This is a genomic window from Streptomyces asoensis (genome assembly GCF_013085465.1).
Taxonomy (GTDB): domain Bacteria; phylum Actinomycetota; class Actinomycetes; order Streptomycetales; family Streptomycetaceae; genus Streptomyces; species Streptomyces cacaoi_A.
Genome location: NZ_CP049838.1, coordinates 7,833,400 through 7,856,962, shown reverse-complemented (window position 1 = coordinate 7,856,962; position 23,563 = coordinate 7,833,400). Strand labels below are relative to the sequence as shown.

17 protein-coding genes are annotated in these 23,563 nt (G+C 73.0%); 11 read left to right on the top strand and 6 right to left on the bottom strand.

From position 1 onward, the window contains the following. Window positions 1-199 precede the first annotated feature (199 nt). A complete protein-coding gene (locus G9272_RS35185; RefSeq protein ID WP_171400260.1) occupies window positions 200-1,015 on the top strand; it encodes a hypothetical protein in 816 nt (271 codons plus the stop codon). A gap of 89 nt (window positions 1,016-1,104) precedes the next feature. Here G9272_RS35185 and G9272_RS35180 read toward each other — a convergent pair whose 3' ends face one another. Both G9272_RS35180 and G9272_RS35175 read right to left on the bottom strand, forming a co-directional pair. After that, entirely contained in the window at window positions 1,105-2,712 is a 1,608-nt protein-coding gene (locus G9272_RS35180) for an AMP-binding protein (RefSeq protein ID WP_171400259.1), read from the bottom strand. Then, on the bottom strand, window positions 2,709-4,385 hold the full coding sequence (locus tag G9272_RS35175) for an AMP-binding protein (RefSeq protein ID WP_171400258.1): 1,677 nt from the start codon (window positions 4,383-4,385) through the stop codon (window positions 2,709-2,711). The genes G9272_RS35180 and G9272_RS35175 overlap by 4 nt, the downstream gene beginning before the upstream one ends. 186 nt (window positions 4,386-4,571) lie before the next feature. Between G9272_RS35175 and G9272_RS35170 the strand changes: the two genes are divergently transcribed. The 3 genes from G9272_RS35170 to G9272_RS35160 all read left to right on the top strand — a co-directional run bounded on the left by G9272_RS35170 (window position 4,572) and on the right by G9272_RS35160 (window position 9,562). Beyond that, window positions 4,572-5,432, top strand: a complete 861-nt coding sequence (locus tag G9272_RS35170; protein WP_171400257.1) for a helix-turn-helix transcriptional regulator — start codon at window positions 4,572-4,574, stop codon at window positions 5,430-5,432. Window positions 5,433-5,655: 223 nt separating this feature from the next. Next, window positions 5,656-8,475: an AAA family ATPase gene (locus tag G9272_RS35165; RefSeq protein WP_171400256.1), complete on the top strand. Its 2,820-nt coding sequence runs from the start codon at window positions 5,656-5,658 to the stop codon at window positions 8,473-8,475. 295 nt (window positions 8,476-8,770) lie between these two features. Then, a complete protein-coding gene (locus G9272_RS35160) occupies window positions 8,771-9,562 on the top strand; it encodes a S1 family peptidase (protein ID WP_171400255.1) in 792 nt (263 codons plus the stop codon). 156 nt (window positions 9,563-9,718) lie between these two features. Here the strand turns inward: G9272_RS35160 and G9272_RS35155 are convergent, their stop codons facing one another. Next, the gene (locus tag G9272_RS35155; RefSeq protein WP_171400254.1) at window positions 9,719-10,828 is read right to left on the bottom strand and encodes a winged helix DNA-binding domain-containing protein; all 1,110 of its coding nucleotides are present in this window, start codon (window positions 10,826-10,828) and stop codon (window positions 9,719-9,721) included. A 294-nt stretch (window positions 10,829-11,122) separates the two neighbouring features. Between G9272_RS35155 and G9272_RS35150 the strand changes: the two genes are divergently transcribed. After that, window positions 11,123-12,592: an MFS transporter gene (locus G9272_RS35150; RefSeq protein WP_253268047.1), complete on the top strand. Its 1,470-nt coding sequence runs from the start codon at window positions 11,123-11,125 to the stop codon at window positions 12,590-12,592. Window positions 12,593-12,690: 98 nt separating this feature from the next. Here the strand turns inward: G9272_RS35150 and G9272_RS35145 are convergent, their stop codons facing one another. Then, complete coding sequence (locus G9272_RS35145) at window positions 12,691-13,527, bottom strand: IclR family transcriptional regulator (RefSeq protein WP_367398568.1); 837 nt, start codon at window positions 13,525-13,527, stop codon at window positions 12,691-12,693. 203 nt (window positions 13,528-13,730) lie between these two features. Here G9272_RS35145 and G9272_RS35140 point away from each other — a divergent pair, with 203 nt between their 5' ends. From G9272_RS35140 to G9272_RS35115, 6 genes are read left to right on the top strand one after another with little or no spacing between them, the layout of a single operon-like run. After that, on the top strand, window positions 13,731-14,279 hold the full coding sequence (locus G9272_RS35140) for a quercetin 2,3-dioxygenase (RefSeq protein ID WP_171400253.1): 549 nt from the start codon (window positions 13,731-13,733) through the stop codon (window positions 14,277-14,279). A gap of 1 nt (window position 14,280) precedes the next feature. Next, window positions 14,281-15,201, top strand: coding sequence for an alpha/beta hydrolase (locus tag G9272_RS35135; RefSeq protein WP_253268046.1), 921 nt, complete (start codon window positions 14,281-14,283; stop codon window positions 15,199-15,201). A gap of 27 nt (window positions 15,202-15,228) precedes the next feature. After that, window positions 15,229-18,156: a family 78 glycoside hydrolase catalytic domain gene (locus tag G9272_RS35130; protein WP_171400252.1), complete on the top strand. Its 2,928-nt coding sequence runs from the start codon at window positions 15,229-15,231 to the stop codon at window positions 18,154-18,156. Then, window positions 18,153-19,106, top strand: a complete 954-nt coding sequence (locus tag G9272_RS35125; RefSeq protein ID WP_253268045.1) for a dioxygenase — start codon at window positions 18,153-18,155, stop codon at window positions 19,104-19,106. Before G9272_RS35130 ends, G9272_RS35125 begins: the two co-directional genes overlap by 4 nt. After that, a complete protein-coding gene (locus tag G9272_RS35120) occupies window positions 19,103-19,960 on the top strand; it encodes a fumarylacetoacetate hydrolase family protein (RefSeq protein ID WP_171400251.1) in 858 nt (285 codons plus the stop codon). Before G9272_RS35125 ends, G9272_RS35120 begins: the two co-directional genes overlap by 4 nt. Beyond that, entirely contained in the window at window positions 19,957-21,609 is a 1,653-nt protein-coding gene (locus G9272_RS35115) for an FAD-dependent monooxygenase (RefSeq protein WP_171400250.1), read from the top strand. The genes G9272_RS35120 and G9272_RS35115 overlap by 4 nt, the downstream gene beginning before the upstream one ends. On the opposite strand, the gene G9272_RS35110 is transcribed toward G9272_RS35115, so the two are convergent. Next, window positions 21,570-21,884, bottom strand: coding sequence for a hypothetical protein (locus G9272_RS35110; protein ID WP_253268044.1), 315 nt, complete (start codon window positions 21,882-21,884; stop codon window positions 21,570-21,572). The two genes, G9272_RS35115 and G9272_RS35110, sit on opposite strands and share 40 nt — an antisense overlap. A gap of 368 nt (window positions 21,885-22,252) precedes the next feature. After that, window positions 22,253-23,401 carry an SGNH/GDSL hydrolase family protein gene (locus tag G9272_RS35105; protein WP_171400249.1) on the bottom strand — a complete coding sequence of 383 codons (1,149 nt, stop codon included), beginning with the start codon at window positions 23,399-23,401 and terminating at the stop codon, window positions 22,253-22,255. Window positions 23,402-23,563: the final 162 nt, after the last annotated feature.

Genomic DNA, 23,563 nt, shown 5'->3' with positions numbered 1-23,563 from the left:
TGCTTCGACTGCTTCAGCTGCTTCAGCTGTCGGATTCGCTCTCCCGTCGCGCCCCGCGGTGAGCCCTTCCATCGGTGTACATCGTCCGCATACTTCCGTGATGCGGAAAATACTTTCTACTATCTGGAAGTAATGTAAGTGGGCACGCGAAGGTCGTCAAGAGACGGACAAGCGGGGGCCCGAGGAGGACGATGGGGCCATGTCCGAGAGCGTGCCGGTGCGCTGCCCGGCCTGTCGGCACGAGCGCCTCTACACCGCGCCGTGCTACCCGTGCGCGTGCGGTGCTCCCGTCACGCCCGTGCTCGACCGGCGGACGGCGCCGACGGCCGTCGTGCACCGGGCGTGGGACGACGAGTGGGTCGCCCTGCGGTGCCCCGCCTGCCACCGCCGGCACCAGTGGCCGCACCCTGAACTGGGCTGCGCCTGCGGAGCGGTGATACGGATCCCGGTGACCGACCCGGCCCCCGAGCCCGAGCAGGGGCCCGAGCCCGAGCAGGGGCCCGAGCCCGAGCAGGGGCTCGAGCCCGAGCAGGGGCTCGAGCCGGGGCCCGAAACAACCGCGCCGACGTCGACACCGCCGCCGCCATCCCCACCGGCACCCGCACCCGCACCCGCACCCGCACCCGCAGCGCAACGGCGTGCCTTTCGCCCCGTCGCCATCCGTACCGCTCGCGACGCGGTCACCGCCGCCGCGCTCTATCTGAACTGGCTCGGGCACGGGGACATCCGGCGGGCCGATCAGCGGCCCACCTCCGGCATCGGACTCGCCGCCCGCGGGCTGGTGGCCCAGGTGGACCCCAGCGTGCGCCCGGCCTCACTGCGGGACGTGGAGTGTCTGTGGCTGACGGCCATGACGGAATCCGCGGACTGCGTCTACTTCTCCCTGGCCGGGTACGCCGAGGACGCCCGCGCACGCGCCGACCAACTGCGCGTCCCGCTCTTCGTCCTGGACCTGACGGGCACCCCTCAGCCGGTCAACGCGATGGCCGACGCCCTCGACGCCGGAGGCGCCTGAGACGACGGCCATCGCCATGAGGAACCCGGAGAACCCGGAGAACCCGAGGAATCCGAGGAATCCGAGGAATCCGAAGCACGGAAACACCGCTAAAGGGCGTACCCCTCACGCAGCTCGATCTTGCGTACCTTCCCCGAGACGGTCATCGGGAAGGCCTCCATGATCCGCAGCCTGCTCGGGATCTTGTAGTGCGCCAGCCGGCCCTCGCAGTAGGCGCGCAACTCCTCCAGTGACAGCGGGTCCGCCGCGTCGGCCGGGATGACACAGGCGAGGACCTCCTCGCCGTACTTCTCGTGCGGGACGCCGACGACCTGGACGTCCCGGATCCTCGGGTGACCGTAGAGGAACTCCTCGATCTCGCGCGGGTAGATGTTCTCCCCGCCCCGGATGATCATGTCCTTGATCCGGCCGACGATCTCGACGTAACCGTCTTCACGCATCACCGCCAGGTCCCCGGTGTGCATCCAGCGTCCGGCGTCGATCGACTCGGCGGTCTTCTCGGGCTCGTTCCAGTAACCGAGCATCACGCTGTAGCCACGGGTGCACAGCTCGCCCGCGACGCCGCGCGGCCGGGTCACGCCGTCCACCGGGTCCACGACCTTCACCTCGATGTGCGGCAGAACCCTGCCCACGGTGCCGGTGCGGTGCTCCAGATCGTCCTCGCGGCGGGTCTGGGTGGAGACGGGCGAGGTCTCGGTCATGCCGTAACAGATCGACACCTCCGCCATGTTCATCTCGGCGACCACCCGTTTCATCACCTCGACCGGGCAGGGCGAGCCCGCCATGATGCCGGTGCGCAGGGAGGAGAGGTCGTAGGTCGCGAAGTCCGGCAGGTTCAACTCCGCGATGAACATGGTCGGGACGCCGTACAGGGAGGTGCACCGCTCCTGCTGGACCGCCTCCAGCGTGGCCTTCGGGTCGAAGGACGGGGCCGGGACGACGATGCAGGCGCCGTGCGAGGTGGCCGCCAGGTTTCCCATCACCATGCCGAAACAGTGATAGAAGGGCACCGGGATACAGATCCGGTCCTGCTCGCTGTAGGCGATCGACTCACCCACGAAGTAACCGTTGTTGAGAATGTTGTGGTGGGAGAGGGTGGCCCCCTTGGGGAAGCCCGTCGTACCCGAGGTGTACTGGATGTTGATGGGGTCGTCGCAGGACAACTCGTTTCTGCGGGTGCGGAAGTCCTCGTAAAGGTCGGGCGTTCCGCGCCGCAGCAAGGCTTCCCAGCTCGGATCCCCGATGTAAACGGTCTCTCGAAGTTGCGGGCATCTGCCGCGCACCTGCTCGACCATCGCGCGGTAGTCGCTCGTCCGGTGGCTGAGCGAGGCGAAGAGCACGGAGATCCCGGCCTGTCGGAGGACGTACTCGACCTCGTGCGTGCGGTACGCCGGGTTGATGTTCACCATGATCGCGCCGATGCGGGCGGTGGCGTACTGGACGAACACCCACTCGGCGCAGTTGACCGCCCAGATGCCCACCCGGTCGCCCTTGGCGACCCCGCTCGCGAGCAGCGCGTACGCCAGCCGGTCGACGTCCTCGACGAATCGGCGGTACGTCCAGCGCCGCCCGGACACCACGTCGACCAGCGCCTCGCGGTCCGGCCAGCGCTCCGCGGTCCGGTCCAGGTCGGCGCCGATGGTGTCCCCGAGCAGCGCGGTCGCGCTCGTCCCGTGCGCGTACGACGTCTCGCTCACCGGAAGTCCTCCTCGCGGTACTCGTCCGGCGAGCCCGCCTCGGTCGCCTCCCGCAGCTCGATCCGGCGGATCTTGCCGCTCACCGTCTTGGGCAGCGGGGCGAACTCCAGGCGGCGGACGCGCTTGTAGGGGGCGAGGACCTCGCGGGAGTGCTCGAAGAGCACCTTCGCGGTGTCGGGGCCCGGCTCCCAGCCCTCGGCGAGCACGACGTACGCCTTGGGCACGGCGAGGCGCAGCTCGTCCGGGGCGGGGACGACGGCGGCCTCGGCGACCGCCTCGTGCTCCAGCAGCGCGCTCTCCAGCTCGAAGGGGCTGATCTTGTAGTCGGAGGCCTTGAAGACGTCGTCGGCCCGGCCGACGTAGGTGATGTAACCGTTCTCGTCGCGGCTGCCGATGTCGCCGGTGCGGTAGTAGCCGCCGGCCATCGCCTCCGCCGTGAGGTCGGCGTCGCCGTGGTAACCGGTCATCAGGCCGACCGGCCGGGCCGCCAGGTCCAGCGCGATCTCGCCCTCCTCCGCACCCGGCGCGCCCGACACCGGGTCGAGGAGCTCCACCCGGTAGCCGGGGCCCGGCCGGCCCATCGAGCCGGTCTTCAGTTCCTGTCCGGGGCTGTTGGCGATCTGCACGGCCGTCTCGGTCTGCCCGAAGCCGTCCCGGACGGTCACCCCCCAGGCGCGCCGCACCTGCTCGATGACCTCGGGATTGAGCGGCTCGCCCGCGGCCACCGCCTCGCGGGGCGGGGTGCGCAGCTGGGTGAGGTCGGCCTGGATGAGCATGCGCCAGACGGTGGGCGGGGCGCAGAACGTCGTCACCCCCGCCCGGTCCATCTCGGTCATCAGCCGGGCCGGGTCGAAGCGGGTGTAGTTGTGGATGAAAACGGTTGCTTCGGCGTTCCACGGGGCGAAGAGGTTGGACCAGGCGTGCTTGGCCCAGCCGGGCGAGGAGATGTTGAGGTGCACGTCGCCGGGCCGGAGCCCGATCCAGTACATCGTCGACAGATGTCCGATCGGATACGAGGTGTGGGTGTGCTCCACCAGCTTGGGTCGGGCGGTCGTACCGGAGGTGAAGTAGAGCATCAGCGGGTCGTCGGCGAGGGTGGGGCCGTCGGGCGTGAAGCCGGCCGGGGCGGTGTAGGCGTCCTCGAACCGCTGCCAGCCCTCGGGTGCGCCGCCGACCGCGATGCGCCGGTAGTCGCCGGGGACCTCGTCGAACTTGCCGGTGTCCTCGGTGCGGACGAGGACGTGCCGGATGCGGCCGCGTTCCACGCGGTCGGTGAGGTCGGCGGGGCCGAGCAGCGGAGTGGCCGGGACGACGACGGCGCGCAGCTTCATCGCGGCCAGCGCGGTCTCCCAGAGTTCGGCCTGATTGCCGAGCATGACGAGGATCCGGTCCTCGGCGCCGACGCCGCGCCCGCGCAGCCAGTTCGCGACCCGGTCGGAGCGCTCCGACAGTTCGGCGAAGCTGAGACGGGTTTCGGAACCGTCTTCTTCCACGATGTGCAGGGCCGTGCGCCCGTTGCCGTCGGCGATGACGTCGAACCAGTCGAGAGCCCAGTTGAAGCGCTCCGGGCGGGGCCACTCGAAACGCTCGTAAGCGGTTGTGTAGTCCTCGCGGTGTTCCAGCAGGAAGTCGCGGGCTGTGCGGAAACGCGCCGTCGCCGTCGCCGTCGTCATCTGTCCTCCGTGCTTTCTTGGCCTGCTCGGTCGTGCACCTCCGGGGCGCTCTCAGCGCCTGCGGCTCACTCCCGTGGTGCCGGACCATTGCCGGGCGGCTCTCTGCCATCGTGTAATCCGTGATGCAGGTCTCACTACCCCCGGACGGGGGTGTGCGGCACCAAGCCGCGCGGAAAGGGCGAGAACGTGGCGGCAGACGCGGCCGGAACGGTGGAGATTCGCGGTGCGCTGGCGCGGCTGCGGCGGACGACGGGGCTGCCGGTCGCCTTCGGCGGTCTGGTGGAGCCGGGGCGGCAGCGGATGCGGATCAGCGAGTTCAGCGGCGCGGCCGGTCTCGCGCTGCGCGGACTGGCGGTGACCTCCGGAAACGGTCTCGGCGGCAAGGCGGTGGCGCTGGCCCGCCCGTGCGCGGTGACCGACTACTCGCTCTCCCGGCAGATCAGTCACGAGTACGACGCGGCCGTCGCCGAGGAGGGCCTGCGTTCGGTGCTGGCGATCCCGGTTGTCGTACGGCGCCGGGTGCGCGGGGTGCTGTACGGCGCCCTGCGCACGGCCCAGCCGCTCGGTGACCGCACGCTGACCGCGGCCGTGCAGGCGGCGCGGGACGTGGAGCAGGCGCTGGTGGTCGGGGACGAGGCGCGCGACCTGCTGACGGCGGCCCGGCCGGGCGCCGCGAGCGCGGGGCCCGGACCGGACACCGGTGCGGGGGCCGGCTGGGAGCAGGTGCGCGAGGCGCACACGGCCCTGCGCGCCCTGGCCCCGCGGATCGCCGATCCGGCCCTGCGCGCCGAGCTCCTCGAGGTCTGCGGGCTGCTGACCTCGAGGCCGCCGGAGCGGTCGGCGGGGCAGCCGGTCGTCCTGGCCCCGCGTGAGCTGGACGTGCTGGCGTGCGTGGCGGCGGGGGCGACGAACGCGGCGGCCGCCGAGCGGCTGGGACTGCGCCCGGAGACGGTCAAGGGCTATCTGAGGTCGGCGATGCGCAGGCTGGGCGCGCGCACCCGGGGAGAGGCGGTGGTCGCGGCCCGGAGGGCGGGCCTGCTGCCCTGAACGCGGGGCGCGCAACATGCCCGTAGCGCGGGCGGTGCAAGATGCCAGGGAGCAGCGATCACATCAAGCCAGGGAGGCCCGTCACGACAAGTGACCATTCATTCGCCGCCTCCATGAATTTCCCTATGCTTCACGTTGTTATATGGCTCACCACGCCGTGTCTCCGAATTTCAAAGGGACGTTGCCTAGAATTTGGCCCGGACACGACACTCGGAGGGGAGCGGTGACCGTGCGACGGGACTTCAAGGAGCCTGCCAGATGCCGCCCCGACCTGGTCATCGGCAGGGACGAGCTGTTCACGGCCGCCCGTGACCAGCTGACGCGCGGCGGCAGTGTGCTGCTGCACGGCCCGGCCGGAATAGGAAAGTCGACCGTGCTGCGGGCATTGGCCGCGGATTACGGCGAGGCGGCCCGCACCGTCCTGCGCTGCTCGGCGACCGAGTCCGAATCCCACCTCCCCTTCCTGGCTCTGGCCGACCTCTTCGGCCTCGTGCTGGACGAGATCTCGGACAAGCTGCCCGTCGCCCAGCGCACGGCCCTGGAGTCGGCGCTCACCGGCCGAGGCGAATCGACTCTCCAGCGCGACGGCCTCGCCCTGCGGTTGGCCGTGCTGTCGGCCCTGCGCGCCCTCGCCGCCGCGGGTCCCGTCCTGCTCGTCGCCGACGACCTCCAGTGGCTGGACTCGGCCAGCGCCGAACTCCTCGGCTTCGCCGCCCGCCGCCTCGGCGACACCCCCGTCCAGCTGCTGTGCGCGGTGCGTACGGAGGAGCAGGAGTACGACCGTCATCTACGCGCGTCCCCGCCCGACACTCTCGCCGTCCGGCTCAATCCCCTCTCCCGCGCCCAGGTCTCCGCGCTGCTCGACCACCGCGGCTACACCGACCTGCCCCGCTCGACGATGCGGGAGATCCACCGCACCAGCGGCGGCAACCCGCTCTTCGCCCTGGAACTGGGCCGTGCCCTCGGCGAGAGCCCGACGCCGCCCCGGCCCGGCGAGCCCCTGCCGGTGCCGACCTCGCTGCGCGCCCTGGTGCTCAGCCGCCTGAACATGCTGTCCGGCGAGGCCCGTCGCACCCTGCTCGTGGCCAGCGCCGGCGCCCGCCCCACGCTGGCCCTGCTGCACGCGGCCGGCCGCGAGAACGCCGAGGCCGAGACCGCGCAGGCGGCGGCCCTCGGGCTGCTGGCGACGGAGCCCGAGGGGCCGGCCGTACGGTTCGCGCATCCGCTGATCTCGGCCGCGCTGTACGCGGAGGCGCCCGCCCAGGAGCGCCGGGCCGCGCACGCCGCGCTGTCCACCGCCGCCTCCGATCCGATCGAGCGGGCCCGCAACCTCGCCCTGGCCACCACCGGCACCGACCCGGAGGTCGCCGCGCGGCTCGCCGAGGCCGCCGCGCTCGCCCGCGACCGGGGCGCCCCCTCGGTCGCCGCCTCCCTCGGGTTGCTCGCCGCCCGGCACACCCCGCCGGACGGCGCCCCCGCCCCGGACGACCGGCGGCTCCAGGCCGCCGAGGACGCGATCACCGCGGGCGAGGTGGACCTCGCCCGGGACATCGCGCGCGAGGTGCTGACCCGGGCGACCGTGCCGGCCGAGCGGATCCGGGCCTGGGAGGTGGTCATCGAGGCCGCCGGGCAGTCCCTGGGCGAGGTCGACGCCGTCTTCCCGCAGGCCCTCGCCGACGCCGGTGACGACCCGCGGCTGCTCGCCCTGGTCCACTACCGGCTGGCCTGGCGCAAGCTGATCGTGGAGGGCGACTTCGCCGAGGCCCGCGAGGAGGCCGCGCACACGGCCGACCTGGCGGCCCGCGGGGACGACCGGCGCACCGAGCTGATGGCGCTCTCCTTCCAGGCCTCGACCGAGACCCTGATGGGCCACCCGAACGCCCCCACCACCATCAAGCGGGCCCTGCGCGAACCCCAGGACCCTTACGTGGCGTGCCATCACAACGGCGTCGGGGCGGCCCGGTTCCGCTGGCTGCTGATGAGCGATCAGCTGCCCGAGGCCCGGTCGACCATCACCGCGCTGCTGCGCGAGGTGCGCCGGCGCGGCATGGTCGAGAGCGAGGTGCACTTCCAGCGCTTCCTCGCCGAGACCGAACTGCGCTCCGGGCACTGCGGGCGTGCGCTGGACCTGGCCCGTGAGAGCCTGCGGCTGGCCCGGGACTCCGGCATCGGCCTGGGTGCCTCCGCGATGCTGGCCTCCCTCGCCGAGGCCTCCGGCGGTGACGTCGACCGGGCGCTGGCGCTGGCCCGGGAGGCGGCGGGGAAGGCCGAGGAGGACGGCGACCAGATGTACGTCTCGCGCGCGCTGGCCGCGCTGGGCCACGCCCAGTTGGTGGCCGGGGACGCGGCGGGCGCGGTCGGCTCGCTGCGCCGGGTGCGGGAGCTGGAGCAGGGTCTGGGCATCACCGACCCCGCCCGGGGCCGCTGGCAGGGCGACCTCGCCGAGGCGCTGGTCCGGGTCGGCGAGCCGGGCGAGGCACAGGACGTCATCGACGTGACGCGCGAGCACGCGCTCCGGCTGGGCCGGGAGAGCGTGCTGGCCGTGCTGGACCGGGCGGAGGCGATGGTGCGGGCGGCGCTCGGCGACCACGAGGCGGCGCTGTCCCGGCTGACGTCCGTTCAGGACCGGCTCGCCAAGCTGGGGTACGGCCTGGAGGAGGCGCGGGCGGCGTTCGCGCTGGCCATGCTGCGCACCGGGCGGCCGGGTCCGACGTCGTACGACGAGGCGGCGCGGCTGTTCCGGCGGTGCCGGGCGCTGCCCTGGCTCCGTCAGGTGGACGCGGCGGCCGCGGCGGCCGCTCCCGGGACGGTCGCCGTGCCCCAGCAGACGGCTCCCTCGTCCGACGCGCTGGAGGGGCTCGCCTCGATGGAGCGTCAGGTCGCCGCACTCGTCATGGAGGGCGCGACCAACCGGGAGATCGCCGCACGCCTGTTCATCAGCGTCAAGACGGTCGAGGCGACCCTGACCCGGGTCTACCGCAAGCTCGGGATCCGTTCGCGGGTGGACATCGTCCGACTGGCGGCGGGGCGTCACGCGAAGTGAGGAATCCGCGGGTTAACTGCCCCTGAGGGGCTCCCCACCCTCAGCGGGTGCTGCGCTCCGCGCGGCGGGTTCTCTGAGCGCCCCCTCGGCGGCGGCTGTGGCTTCCCTGAGCCGACCGAGGGTTTTCCCTGCCCCAACTCCCTTAGGGGGTTCCCTCATTGGGGGGAGTGGGTGCCGGGTCCTAGCTTAAGGGATGTGCCGCTCGCCCGGGCATACGGGGGTCGGTCCCGCGACCCCCGTGCAACCCCCCACACCCGCGCGACCCCCCACCGGCAATCCCCCACCGAGGAGATCCATGTTCGGGCTCAACCGGTTCAAGAAGACCGCCGCCGTCCTCGCGGCGACCGCCGCGGCGGCGGCGACCGCACTGCTCAGCGCCCCCACCGCTGTCGCAGCGCCGCAGCCGATCGTCGGCGGCACGACGACCACGACCACGACGTACCCGTTCATGATGCAGATCACGGACGCCTCGCAGAACCAGTTCTGCGGCGGCACCCTCGTCTCGGCGACCAAGGTGGTCACGGCCGCCCACTGTATGGTCGGCGAGACCACGAGCAGTGTGCGCGTCGTCGGTGGGCGCACCTACCTCAACGGCACCAACGGCACGGTCAGCCGGGTCAGCAAGATCTGGATCAACCCGAGCTACACGGACGCCACCAACGGTGACGACGTGGCCGTCCTGACCCTGTCGACATCGATGCCGTACACCACGGCGTCGTACGTCTCCTCGTCCCAGACCAGCGTGTACGCGGCCGGCACCACCGCCCGCATCATCGGCTGGGGCACGACCTCGGAGAGCGGCAGCTCCTCCAACCAGCTGCGGACCGCGACCGTCCCGATCGTGTCCGACTCCAGCTGCAAGAGCTCCTACGGTTCCGACTTCGTCGCGACCGACATGGTTTGCGCCGGATACACATCCGGCGGCGTAGACACCTGCCAGGGCGACAGCGGCGGTCCCCTGCTCATCGGGGGCGTCCTGGCAGGGATCACTTCTTGGGGCGAGGGCTGCGCGGAGGCCGGTTACCCGGGTGTGTACACCCGGCTGACCACCTTCTCCAGCCTGGTGACGACGCAGGTCAACTCGTAGCCCGTCACCGCGTAGCAGTCTCCGAGAACTCCTGAGTACCCCTCAGGGAAAGACCGGGGGGCGCTGCGAGCCTCCACGAGCGGCCCGCAGCGCCCCCTATCCAAGCCCTCACCGGTCGCCGGTGGGGGCTTCTCGTCTGTCGGCGGAGCGCGGCGGTCACGACCGTACGACGGTCCCGAACCGGATGTCGTAGGACTGCCCCGGGTGCATGGTGGCCAGCATCCGCTCGCCCTCGGCGGCCACGTCCTGCCGCTGGGCCCTGCTGAGGGTGCCGAAGGGCTCGACGACCAGGGCTTCCTGCTCCAGTTTCCACAGGCCCGCCAGGAAGCCGTCGACGAGGAGGGTGCAGTACGCCTGATTGCCCTGCCAGGAGCGGCCCCAGTACTCGGCCGGGACGACCCGGGTGCGGTCGGCGTGGGAGAGGAGGAGGTTGTCGAACTCGGGGAGGAAGCGGGGCGGGGCCGGGGTGTGCGGGTCGGGGCGCGGCGCGTCGGGGAGGTCGAAGAGCTCGACGCCGTGCTCGTCCCGGAAGGTGAGGAGGCGCGGGCGGAGGCGTTCGAAGGCGTCGCGCAGCCGGGTCAGGCCGGCCCAGGTCTGCATGTCCTTGACGGAGGCCGGGCCGAAGGCGGCCAGATAGCGCAGGACCACGGAGTCCGCCGTCGGGGCGGGTTGCGCGGGCCGGCCCAGCCAGTGCTCGGCGGTGGTGAGCGCGACCTGCCCGCTCCTGCCCCACAGTCCGCGCGGGGTGACCTGGACGAGGGGCAGACGGCAGCGGGCGGCGACGGCGAGGGACTGGGGGTCGGCGTCCGGCCACTCGGCGGAGAGGGCCTCGCGCAGCTGCTTCATGGTGCGCGGCTCGGCCTCGACGAGGTCGCGGGCGAGGGCGGCGAGCCGGTCGAGGTCGACTCCGGTGAGGCCCTTGCGGAAGTACGTCAGCTCACGGTCGCGGGCGGGCTGGACGAACGGCCGGAGCGTCAGGCAGTCGTCGGCGGTGTGGGTGTGGATGGTGGAACGCATGCTGACGATACGGACCGCCTCCCGGCCGGTCATCAGCGTCGACAACTCCTCGGGCACGAAGCCGTCGAGACGGGCGGCCAGCGCGTAGTACGGCGGCTTCACGTTCTGCGCCTGGAGCCCGAGCAGATGCTCCACGGCGGCCCCGGCGGACATCGACGACGGCCGCAGCAGCAACTGCCGGTCGAGAGTGGCGCGGTTGAGGGCACGAGCGCCGAGCACGGGGCCCGCCGGGTACGTCGTCTTCGTCATGTACGCAACGTAGCGGGGCTTGCGGACACCTTCCGTCCGCAACACAGTCGCGGGCGCACCTGCGGGCGCGGACGGAAGGCGTCCGGCGCCCGGTCCGGCGGACCCGCCCGGTCGGCGATCACGCGTTGCGGGCACGTTTCGGTCGCGTGCCATTCAATGGAAATCTGCCTGGTGGCCATCGCGGTGGACGCTCATTCTTGCCGCACGCCTCGTGGGGGGCCGACCGCCATGTGTCGGAGATGCCGCTCCCGAGCGTTCTGCCCTTCCCGCCCGGCTCGCGAAAGGAGCGGCTGCGTGACATCGACGTCTCCAGGCCCCTCGCTCACGGCATCGTCCGCCCGGACCTCCGAACGCTGGAACCGCCGGCTGGTGGCCTTGCTGGTGGCCCTGATCTGGCCGACGCAGCTGCTGGCCGTCGCCGGCATCGTCACGGCCAACACGACGGCCGACATCGCGCAACGCTTCCACACCACCCAGGTCGCCTGGTTCTCGCTGATCGTCACCATGGTGTCGACCCTGCTCATCCCGTTCGTCATCAAGGCGGGTGACCGCTACGGACGGCGGCGGATCATGCTCGCCATGATCGGCCTCGGGGTCGTCGGCGACATCGTCGCGGCCATGGCGGGCAGCTTCTGGCTGCTGCTGGTCGGCCGGGGCATCGCCGCTTGTTACGCCCCGTTCGCCGCCCTGTCCTTCCCCGCCGTGCGTGACCTCTTCCCCGCCCGGATGGTGAAGCAGGCCAGCGCGATCCTCGGCGGCAGCATGGGTCTGGTGGGTGTGGTGGGGCCGTTGCTCGCCGGTTGGCTGATCGACGCCGGGGGTTACCGGGCCGCGCTGTGGTTCATCGCCGGGGCGACCGCGGTGGCGTTCGTCCTGGTGGCCCTGCTGGTGCCCGAGACCCCGCGGCACGACTTCCAGAACGGCTTCGACTGGCTGGGCGGAACGCTGCTCGGCGGCGGCCTGACGGCCGTGGTCTACGCGGTCGGCCAGGGAGGGAGCTGGGGCTGGACCAGCGGTGCGACCCTCGGCTGGACGGCCGGCGGACTGCTGGCGCTCGTCGCCTTCGTCCTCGTCGAGCGCAACAGCGCCCATCCGATCCTCGATCTGCGCGTGCTCGGCCGGCGGCCGGTCGCGCTGACCGTGAGCGCCGCGGCCGTGGGCCAGGCCACCGCGCTGGCGATGGCCTCCATGGGCATCCTGCTGGCCCTCTACCCCGCCATCCCCGGGGTCTCCGACGGACTGGGCTGGACCAGCACGCACAACGCGCGGATCGGTCTGACCTGGAACCTGGTCATGCTGGGCACCGGATTCGCCGCCGGCCGGCTGCTGCGCAAGGCCGACGCCCGCCTGCTGTGGGGGGTCGGACTGGGGCTGGGCGCGGCGGGATACGGGCTGATGGGCCTCTTCCACGCCGATGCCACCGAGCTCGTCCTGACGGCGTGTCTGGCCAACCTCGGCACCGGACTCATCGTCTCCATCGCTCCCGTGCTGGTCCTCGGCGTGGTCTCGGTGGAGGAGCAGGGGCAGGGCAGCGGCCTGATGCAGATGCTCTTCAACTTCTTCGGCACGGTCGTCCCCGCCGTGTGCTTCGCCGTCCTCGCCGCGCACAGCACGGTTCTGAAGGGCACCGCCTTCTACCTGGACGCCGGCTACACCTGGGTCTTCTGGACCGGAGCGCTGATCCTGCTGGCGGCGCTGGCGGTGTCCCTGTTCATCCCGGCACCGCGGGATCCGGCGGAGAGCGACGGGGCCCCCGCCTCCTGACGGCCTCCCGACCGAGCCGCACCGCCACCGTCGCCCCCCCCGCCGAGTCCCAGGGCGGGGGGCGACGACGTTGCCTCGCCGGGGATGCGCTCCGGGCTTCACTGCCGTCGGCGGAGGCCGCCCTGCGCCGGAGCCGGCGGGGCCGTGACGGCGCCGAGGCTGCGGGACAGGGCCCGGGCCGTCGCGCGCAGAGCCGGGGCGAGCACGCGGGGCTCCGCGTGGCCGGCCGGTACGACGACCGACAGCGCCGCGACGACCTCCCCGTCGGCCCCTCGCACGGGTGCCGCCACGGCGTGCAGCGGGACGGGCTCCGCGCGGTTGACGACGGCCACCCCGGTGCTGCGGATCTCGGCGAGGGAACGCCGTAGCGCGGCGGAGGACAGCGGCACGCCCTCCGGCTCGTGCGTCAGGGCCCGCGCGAGGATCTCGTCCTGGAAGTCGGGTCCGGCGTGCGCCAGCAGCACCAGACCGACGCCCGTGGAGTGCAGCGGCAGCCGGCCGCCCACCCGGTACAGCACGTCGATGGCGGTGTGGGCCGACAGCCGCTCGACGAGCAACGCGTCCGTGCCGTCCCGTACGGCCAGCAGGACGTGCTGGTGGGTCGCCTCGTACAGATCCTCCATGTACGGCAGCGCCACCCTGCGCAGCCCGTGCGCGCGCGGCGCCAGCGAGGCCACCTCCCACAGCCGCAGGCCCACGACGTAGCGGCCGTCGGCGTCCCGCTCCAGAGCGCCCCAGTGCACGAGCCGCCGGGCCAGGCGTAGCGTCGTACTCGGCGGCGTGTCCGTGACGCGGCTGAGCTCGGCGAGGGTCAGCGAGCGACGGTCCTCGGAGAAGGCCGTGAGCAGCGCGAACGCACGGTCGATCACCGGCTCGCCCTGTGGCGGCCGCCTTCCCCGGGCGGCGGCACCGGACGTGCCCGCGTTGTTCGTCACCCGTGCAGTGTGACCCACCCGGCGGCCGCAAACGCATTGCGTCCAGGTTTCGATCGCATGCCATTCAATGGAATTCCGCCTGGTGGGACGGTGGTGGCCGACCCCATCCTTACGGCACCCGTCCCTACGGCACCCGTTCGTACGGCCCACCTCGACGGGTTGCCCGCCTCGGGCAGAGCCGATCAGATTTCCGAGGAGACCTCATGACTGCGGAGTTCGCCCAGAGCGGCGGTGCGAAGCGCCTCCCCCTGCCGGGGAAGCCGGTGCCCTTCTTCCTGGAAGCCGGAGAGGGCGAGCGGGCCCACCTGTTCGACGCCCTCATCACCGTTCTGCTCAGCGAGGACGAGACCGCAGGCCAGTTCGGCCTCTTCACCTACGCGGCTCCCAAGGGCGACGCGATCCCCACCCACAGCCACGCCGACGTGCACGAGACCTTCTATCTGCTCTCCGGCCGCGCCCGGGTGTGGATCCAGGACGGCGACGGGGAGACGTACGAGAAGCTCCTGAAGCCCGGCGACTTCGGCTACGTGCCCGCCGGCTGCCTGCACACCTTCCGGGTCGAGGCCGACGACACGAAGATCATGGGCGCGTCCAGCGGCGGCTTCGAGCGGTTCTTCGGCTCGGCCGGGACCCGCACGGAATCGCCGGAGCTTCCGCACCCGCCCTACATCCCCTCCCACGAGCAGCTGGCCCGGGTCGCCCGCGAGCACCGGCAGGAGTTCCGGTTCGACCTCCGTCCCCTGGACGGCTGACATGGCGGCGAACGCTTCCGCCCTCCCGGCGGAGCAGACCACGGCCGCCGGCGCCCGCGTGCTCCGGGGGGTCGAGTACGGCTCACCGGCCGGATTCCGGCCGCTGCTGCTCGACCTGTACCGCCCCGCGCGCGATCCGGAGCGCCCGGTCCCGGTGGTCGTCTTCGTGCACGGCGGCGGCTGGCGGACCGGACGGCGGGACCGGTTCGGCCCGGCCTTCGCCGGGTGGCCGGTCGGGCCGTTCGACCGGCTCGTCCGGGCGGGCTTCGCGGTCGCCTCCCTCGACTACCGGCTCAGCGGCGAGGCCGTCTTCCCGGCCCAGCTGCACGACGGCAAGGCCGCGCTGCGCTGGCTGCGCGCGCACGCCGACACACTGGGGCTCGACGCCGGACGGGTCGTGCTGTGGGGCGAGTCGGCGGGTGGTCATCTCGCGGCCCTGCTCGCGCTGACCGACGCCAGGCCCGAGTGGGAGGGCGATGTCGGAGAGCCCGGTCCGGGCGTGAGAGTCGCCGGGGTCGTCGACTGGTACGGGCCCGCGGACCTGCGCACCATGCAGCGCCAGTCCCGGCCCGACGCGGTGAGCGCCCCGGACGCCGTGGACTCGCGGGAGGCGCTGCTCCTCGGCGCACCCGTACCGGCGGCGCCGGAGCGCGCCGCCGCGGCGAGCCCGGTGAGCCATGTGTCCGCCGCCGCCCCGCCCTTCCTGCTCGCCCACGGCACCGCCGACCGGTTCGTCCCCAGCGGCCAGAGCGAACAGCTCGCCGCGGCCCTGCGCGCCCACGGGTGCCGGGTGAGCCTGCGCCTGGTCGACGGCGCGGATCACCTCTGGGCCGGGCTGCCCGATCCGGAGACCGTGTTCGCCGAAGCCCTGGAGTTCGCCGCCCAGGTCTGCGGCCACCTCGGGCTTCCCGCCCCGGCCTGACTCCTCCTCGAACGTTTGGTCACCTGTATGAACGCCGCTCCCACCTGTCTGCGTGCCGACGAGCTGGAACAGCCGCTGGGCCTCGGCAACCGCCGCCCCCGGCTGTCCTGGTGGCTGCCGCCCGGCTCACGCGAGCAGTTCGCGTACCGCGTCGGCACGAGCACGGGCTGGGACTCCGGCCGTGTCGACTCCGCCGACAGCACGCACGTGCCGTACGGCGGGCCGCCGCCCGGCTCCGGGGAGCGGATCACCTGGCGGGTCAAGGTCTGGACCGACCTCGGCGAGAGCGCGTGGTCGCGGGAGGCCTGGTTCGAGACCGGCCTGCTGGATCCCGCCGACTGGCAGGCACGGTGGATCGAGCCGGTCGTACCCGGCGAACCCGGTGTGCCCGGCCTGCCCGGTGAACCCGTCTCAGACGAGGCGGGTGTGCCCGGCGAACCCGGTGAACCCGTCTCAGACGAGGCGGGTGTGCCCGGCGAACCCGGTGAACCCGTCTCAGACGAGGCGGGTGTGCCCGGCGAACCCGGTGAACCCGTGCCAGGCGGACCGGGCGGACCCGGCGTGGCCGGCAAACCCGTGTCCGGCGAATCCGGTGGGCCCGTGTCCGGTGGGCCCGTGTCCGGTGGGCCGCCCGCCGGGCGCCGGCCCGCTCCGCTGCTGCGCACGGCGTTCACCGCGGGTTCCCCGGTCCGCCGGGCCCGGCTCTACGCCACCGCGCAGGGTCTCTACGAGGTCTTCCTCAACGGGGAGCGGGTCGGGGACGCCGAGCTGACACCGGGCTTCACGCAGTACGACGTACGCCTCCAGGTGCAGGCGTACGACGTGACGGCGCTGCTGCGGGAGGGCGAGAACGCCCTGGGGGCGGTGCTGTCCGACGGCTGGTTCCGCGGGCAGGTCGGGGTCACCCGGGCCCACGACCAGTGGGGCGAGCGGGTCTCGTTCCTGGCGCAGCTGCACCTCGAGCACGCCGACGGCACCACGTCCGTCGTGTCCACCGACCGCCACTGGCGCTGGGCTCCCGGGCCGATCGTGGCCGCCGACCTGATCGCGGGGCAGTTCACCGATCTGCGCCGCACCCCCGTCGGCTGGGACCGGCCGGGGTACGACGACGCGGCGTGGACGCCGGTGGAGGTCGCCGACCACGGACACGCCGGACTGGTCGCCTCACCCGCCCCGCCCGTGCGGCGCGTCGAGGAACTCGCCCCGGTCTCCGTGACCCGCCCGCGCCCCGACCGGCAGGTCTTCGACCTCGGCCAGAACATCAACGGCTGGGTGCGGCTGACCGACCTCGGTCCGATGGGCACCCACCTCACCCTCACGCACGGCGAGTCCCTGGGCCCCGACGGCGATGTGACGACGGATCACCTCCGCGTGGACATGCCGTTCCTGCCCGAGCCGCTCCCCGCCGGCCAGGTCGACCGGGTCGTCTCGGCCGGCCGGCCCGGTGAGGCCTTCGAACCGCGGCACACCACGCACGGCTTCCGCTACGTCCGCGTCGAGGGCCATCCCGGCGAGCTGACCGCCGATGACCTGCGCGGCGTGGTCGTCCACTCCGACCTGCGGCGGACCGGCTGGTTCGACTGCGACGACGAGCGGGTCACCCGGCTGCACGAGGCAGCCCGGTGGGGTCTGCGCGGCAACGTCTGCGACATCCCCACGGACTGCCCCACCCGCGAACGCGCCGGCTGGACAGGGGACTGGCAGCTGTTCGTGCCGACCGCCGCCTTCCTCTACGACGTGTCGGGCTTCTCGGTGAAGTGGCTGCGCGACGTCGCCGCCGACCAGTGGCCGGACGGCACCGTCGCCAACATCTCACCGGCCTGCCGCACCGAGGGTCCCAAGGGTCCGGTGGCGCATCTCAACGGCTCCGCCGGCTGGGGCGACGCGGTGGTCATCGTGCCCTGGCAGCTGTACCTGGCCTACGGCGACCCCGGGATCCTGGAGGAGCTGTGGCCGGCCATGACCGCCTGGCTCGGCCGGGTCGAACGGGCCGCCCGCGAGGAGCGCCACCCGGACCGGATCCGGCGCTCCCCCCGCCCGGCGCCGCACGAACGGTATCTGTGGGACACCGGGTTCCACTGGGGCGAGTGGCTCGTGCCCGGTGAACACATCGGCGACCTGGAGGGGTACGCGGCCCTGGACAAGGCGGACGTCGCCACCGCCTACTTCGCCCACTCCACCCGGCTGGCGGCGCGCATCGCCCGCGTCCTGGGCCGTGACGAGGACGCCGACCGCTACCGGGAACTGAGCGAGCGGGTGCGCGCCGCCTGGCGGACGGAGTTCATCGCGGCCGACGGCTCGCTGCGCCCGGACACCCAGGCCCACCATGTGCGGGCGCTCGCCTTCGATCTGGTCCCGGCCGGACTGCGGGCCCGGACCGCCGAACGGCTGGTGGAACTCGTCCGCGCCGCGGACACGCACCTCGGCACCGGCTTCCTCGCCACACCGGACCTGCTGCCCGTGCTCGCCGGCTCCGGACATCTGGACGTCGCGTACGAGCTGCTGCTCCAGGACACCGCCCCGTCCTGGCTCCACATGATCGACCGGGGTGCGACGACCGTCTGGGAGCACTGGGACGGCGTCGGCGCGGACGGCACCCCGCACGACTCCCTCAACCACTACTCGAAGGGCGCGGTCGTCTCCTTCCTGCACCGCTGCACGGCCGGGATCAGGCCCGACGAGGACGCTCCGGGCTACCGCCGCTTCACCGTGGCGCCCCGCCCCGGCGGGGGCCTGACCCGGGCCCGGGCCGAACACCACTCGCCGTACGGGCCGATCCGCTCGTCCTGGCACATCGAGGACGGCCGCTTCCACCTCTCCGTCGCCGTGCCGCCCGGCACCACCGCGCACGTCGTCCTGCCCGACGGCGCCCGGCACCACGCCGGGTCCGGCACCCACACCTACGGCTGCGCGGCACCGGACGCCGCCCTGACTCCCGCGGGAGCGACCCCATGACCGAGACCACCGGAACGGCTCGACCCGCCCCCGCGGGAGGGCCGGTGCCCCCCGGCTCCGCCCACGATCCTGAACCGGACGCTCTGGTGCGGCAGGTCCTCTCCACCGTCCGGGGCGACGACGAGCGGCTGCGGGAGCTGATCGGCGGCCTCGTGACCCATCTGCACGCCTTCGTGCGGGAGACACGGCCTTCCGAGGGCGAGTGGCTGCGCGCGCTGGACTTCCTGGTCCGTACGGGCCGGGCCTGCACCGAACGCCGCAACGAGTTCACCCTGCTCTCCGACATGCTGGGCCTCACCTCGGCCGTGGACGAGGTCAACCACACGGGCCCGGCCACCATGACGCCCAGCTCGGTCGAGGGACCCTTCCACTCGCCGGCGCCGCCCCGCCCGATGGGCGCCTGGATCTCCGAGGGCCCCGAACTCCGGCGCGGTGAGCGGGCCGTGGTGCACGGCCGGATCACGGACTGCGACGGCAGGCCGCTGGCCGATGCCGTGCTGGACGTCTGGCAGGCGAACGACACGGGTCTGTACGACAGCCAGGACGACGAGCAGCCCGACGGCAACCTGCGTGGTCTGTTCACCACGGGTCCCGACGGCGCCTACTGGTTCCGTACGGTCAAGCCCGCCAGTTACCCGGTGCCGACCGACGGCCCGGTGGGCGAGCTGCTGCGGGCGCTCGGCCGTCACCCCATGCGCCCGGCCCATGTCCACCTGCGGGTGGAGGCGGCCGGTCACCGGTCGCTCACCACCCATGTGTTCGCCGCCGAAGACCCCTACCTCGGATCCGACGCGGCGTTCGCCGTCAAGGACGCGCTGATCGCGCCCTTCGTACCGGGCGACGAGGACACGGCGCGCCGGTTCGGCATGGACGGACCGTTCCTCGAGGCCGGGTTCGACATCCGTCTGGCCGCGGCACCCGCGGCGGAAACAGGAGGCACGCGCGCATGAAGCTCGTCGGCATGGTGGATCCGGGCCGGGAATCCGGCCGCAGGCGGATCGTGATCGGCGTCGTCGTGGACGGTCGGGTGACCCCGCTCACGGACGTGGACGACTTCTACGCGGACCTCCCCCACTGGCTGGAGCGGGCCCGCGCGGTCCGCCACGGCACGGTCCCGCTGGCGGAGGTGTCCCTGGCCCCGCCGGTACCGGCGTCGGCGCGGGTGCTGTGCGTGGGTCTCAACTACCGTGCGCACGCGGCCGAGGGCGGCTTCCGGGCCCCGGAGCACCCGACCGTGTTCGGCCGCTGGACGGCCTCCCTGTCGGTGAGCGGCGTACCGGTCCCGGTGCCCGCGAACGAACCGGGCCTGGACTGGGAGGGCGAGGTCGCGGCCGTCGTCGGCGCCCGGCTGTGTGACGCCGACGCGCGGGAGGCCGAGGCCGCCGTCCTCGGTTACGCCGTCTTCAACGACCTGACCGCCCGTACCGCGCAGAAACTCACCGCCCAGTGGACGCTGGGCAAGAACGCCGATCGCAGCGGCCCGATCGGGACGGTCGTCACCGCCGACGAGGCGGGCAGCCTCTCCGACGGGCTGCGCCTGGTCACCCGCGTCAACGGGGAGATCATGCAGGACGGGAACACCCGCGACATGATCTTCGGGGTGCCCGAGCTGCTGTCGCGGATCAGCGCCACCCTGACCCTGCATCCGGGCGACGTCGTCGCCACCGGCACCCCGGAGGGCGTCGGCTACGTCCGTACGCCGCCCAGGCTGCTGCGGTCCGGTGACGTCGTCGAGGTGGAGGTCGACCGGCTCGGGACGCTGCGTACGCCCGTCGCCGACGCGTCCGCGAGGTCCGGCGCGTGACGGGGACGACCGCGCGGGTACTGATCGCGGGCGGCGGGCCGTCCGGTCTCGCCGCGGCGGTCGAACTCGGCCGCCGCGGCATCCGGACCGTGCTCGTCGAACCGCGCACCACCGTCGACGACGACCGGCCGCGGGCCAAGACCACCAGCATCCGCACCATGGAGCACTTCCGCCGTTGGGGCCTGGCCGACCGCTTGCGCGCGGCCGCCCCGCTGCCCGTGGCCTGGTCCCAGGACGTCATCTTCTGCACCGGGCTCCTGGGCACCGAACTGACCCGGTTCCGCAACGTGTTCGGTCTCTACGACGGCCGCGACGAGCGCTGGGCGGAGCCGGGCCAGCAGGTCCCGCAGCCGGTCGTCGAGCGGATCCTGCGCGCGGCGGTGGCCGAACTGCCCTCGGTCACCTCTCTGACCGGCCACCGGGTCACCGCCGTCGAGCAGGACGACCATGCCGTGCACGCCACGGTCACCGCCGCCGACGGCTCCGTCCGCGTGCTGACGGCCGGCTATCTGCTGGGCTGTGACGGCAGCGGCGGAGTCAGCCGGCAGGCCGTCGGAGCGCGCTACGCCGGCTCGTCCGGTGAACGGCCCAACCTCAGCATCGTCTTCCGGGCCCCGGGCCTGGGCGAGGCCGTCGGCCTGGACCGGGCGGTGCAGTACTGGGTGGTGAGCCCCGAGGCGTCCGGTCTCATGGGCCGTCTCGACCTGGACGACCGGTGGTGGGCCATCGTCCAGCGGACCGACCCCGACCACCCGGTGGCACCGGAGACGCTGGTGCGCGCTCTCGTCGGCGCAGGGCACCCCGGGGCCGTGGAGGTGCTCGCCACCGACCCCTGGACCGCCCGTATGCTCCTGGCCGACCGCTACCGCCGCGGCCGGGTCTTCCTGGTGGGCGACGCCGCCCATCTGAACCCCCCGTGGGGCGGGCACGGCTTCAACACGTGTGTCGGCGACGCGGTGGACATCGGCTGGAAACTCGCCGCGGTCCTCCAGGGCTGGGGCGGCGCGGAGCTGCTGGACAGCTACCAGACGGAGCGGCGCCCGGTGGCCCGGCAGATCATCGCCGGCGGTGCCGCCCAGGACAGGCTTCTCGCCCCGTCCTTCGCCGACCCCGCGCTCCTCGGGGACACCCCCGAGGCCGGTCGCCGCCGTGCGCGGACCGCGGCCGCCCTCCAGGCCAAGGCCGGCGAGTTCCACAGCGAGGGCCTCGTCCTCGGCCAGCACTACGCCTCGTCCCCCGTCGTCGTCGACGACGGCTCCGCGATCCCGCCGCTCGTGCCGCGCAGCTATCACGGCCTGTCCTTCCCGGGCGCCCGGCTGCCGCACAGTTGGCTCCCCGACGGCCGTTCCCTGTACGACCTGCTCGGCGACGGTCTGACGCTGCTCCTCCTGGCCGGTGACAGGGAGCCCGACCGCGCCGCCTTCGCGCGGGAGGCCGCGGCCCGGGGCGTCCCCCTCACCACCGTCGACCTGACCGGCCTGGTCCCGCGCGAACGCTACGGGGCCCCGATGCTGCTGATCCGGCCCGACCAGCACATCGCGTGGCGGGGCGCGGACGGCACACGGGCCGGGGACGTGCTCGACGTCGTCCGCGGCGCCCCGCCGACTCGTCAACCACGCCCGAGTCGCTCGGGAAGCGGCGTGCGGTAGTCGGGCAGCGGGCGCCGGGCGCGGAACGCGGTCTTCATGTCCTCGCTCGCGCCGGGCACGCCCAGCGAGGTCTCCAGGCGGTCGCCGAACGTGGCCGGCAGGACCGGGGGACAGACGGGGTCGTCGACGTCGTCGAAGCTGCCGGGCGGGTGCGGGGTGCCGCGGGCGACGGCGAGGTGGATGCGGTTCAGCCGTTCCGCGGCCCGGCCGCCCGCCTCGCTGGACAGGCCGTCCACCGTCCAGGCCGTCAGGATGTCGCCCGGACAGATCGTCATCGTCAGGCGAACGCCGGAACACGGTGGCCGACGCTCCCGGCATGGCAGGGGGTCCGACAATCCGCCGCCACCGTCGTGGGCCCGTTGTCGCGGCCAAAGGCCTAGCACGGCAACACAGTTGACGGTATGTCACCTTCATGTGCTCCGCTATGCCCGGCCCCGTTCGAACGAACGACGACCGGCCGAACAGCGACCGACCGGACAACGACCGACCGCGCGACGGTCGGCGGGCGCTCAGCCCTCCGGGAACGGAACCCTCCAGCTGGGCATGAACGACACCGCCGGGTCCTGCTCCGAGGACAACAGGGACACGCTGACCGTCAAGGTCAGTGTCGTGCACGGGAGTTGACCCCTGCGCCGCCGCCCGGTCACCCGAACGCGCCCGCCCTGCCGAAGGAAAGAGGCAGGAAGCGCTCGGCCATGCGGGCGTAGCCGGCCGCGTTCGGGTGCAGGCCGTCGGGCAGGTCGGCCACGTCGTCGGGCCCGAACAGCGTTGTCCCGTCGATGAGTCGGAGCCGGTCGTCGCCGTCCTTGCGGCGCTGATCGACGTGCTCGCTCAGCAACTCGCGGATGCGGGTGAGCGTGAGCGCGCCGAGCGCGAGTTCGGCGGGACGGTCGACGGTGCGGACCATTCCGTCGGGGCCCACCAGCGTGGGACCGGGCCGCTGTTCGGCGGCCGGGCAGACGATGGGGCTGATGATCAGGATCGGTGTGGACGGGTGCCCGTCGCGGATCGTGTCGACGAAGCCGTGGAAGGCCGGGACGAAGGCGCGTTCCCGCATGCTGTCGGCGTTGTGGACGTTGATGCCCAGTTCGAGGCTGATCGCGCTCGCGGGCAGGTCGCGGACGGCGCGGGCCATGAAGGGGTCGAGCTGGCACTGCCCGCCGAGGCCGAGGTTGACCAGGCACCGGCCGGCCGAGCGGGCCACGGCGGCCGGCCAGGTGGAGGTCGGGCGGTCCGCGTCCGAGCACTGGCTGATGGAGCTGCCGTAGTGCACCCACAGCGGGCCGCTCGCCGGAGCCGGACGCACCGACGCCCCGTCCGGGACGCGGACGTCGATCAGCGTGACGGCCGGGGTGACGGGCAGCCAGATCTCCACGCGTCGGTCGACGGCCCGCCGGCCGAGGCGGAAGCGGACGGTCGCGGGCTCGGCCGGTCCGGCCTCCGGCGAGCCGGTGGCGGGGCCGAAGAGGGCCGGGTCGATCGGGTTCTCCTCCGTCGCCACCACCGGCTCGCGCAGTTCGCCGTCGACCACCAGGTCGAAGACGCTGCCGGTGGACGGCATGCCCAGAGGGAGGAGCACGGTCAGCCGGGCGTCGAGCTCGAGCTCGGTGGCGTCCGTGAGCATCTCCAACCGCACTCCGGACGGCACGGCGCTGTTGAAGTCGAACGCCCGGTCGGCCAGCCGCGCCCGTCCCGAGTCCGGGGAACGGTGCAGGGTGACTCCCGTCGTATCGGTGGTCTTCCCGAGCGCGCCGACGACACAGTCGAGCGCGCGGTCGAGTACGGATTGCATGCGAGGACCTCTCGGGGCACGGGTCAGGTCAGGTCAGGTCAGTCGTAGTCCTCTGTCCGGCATTCGGCGCGTAATTCGTCGCGCAATGCGTCGCGTCGGTCCACGAAGGGGCGCCTGCCTCCTGCCCGAGCGGTACGCGGGGGTCCTCCTGGAGGAGGACAG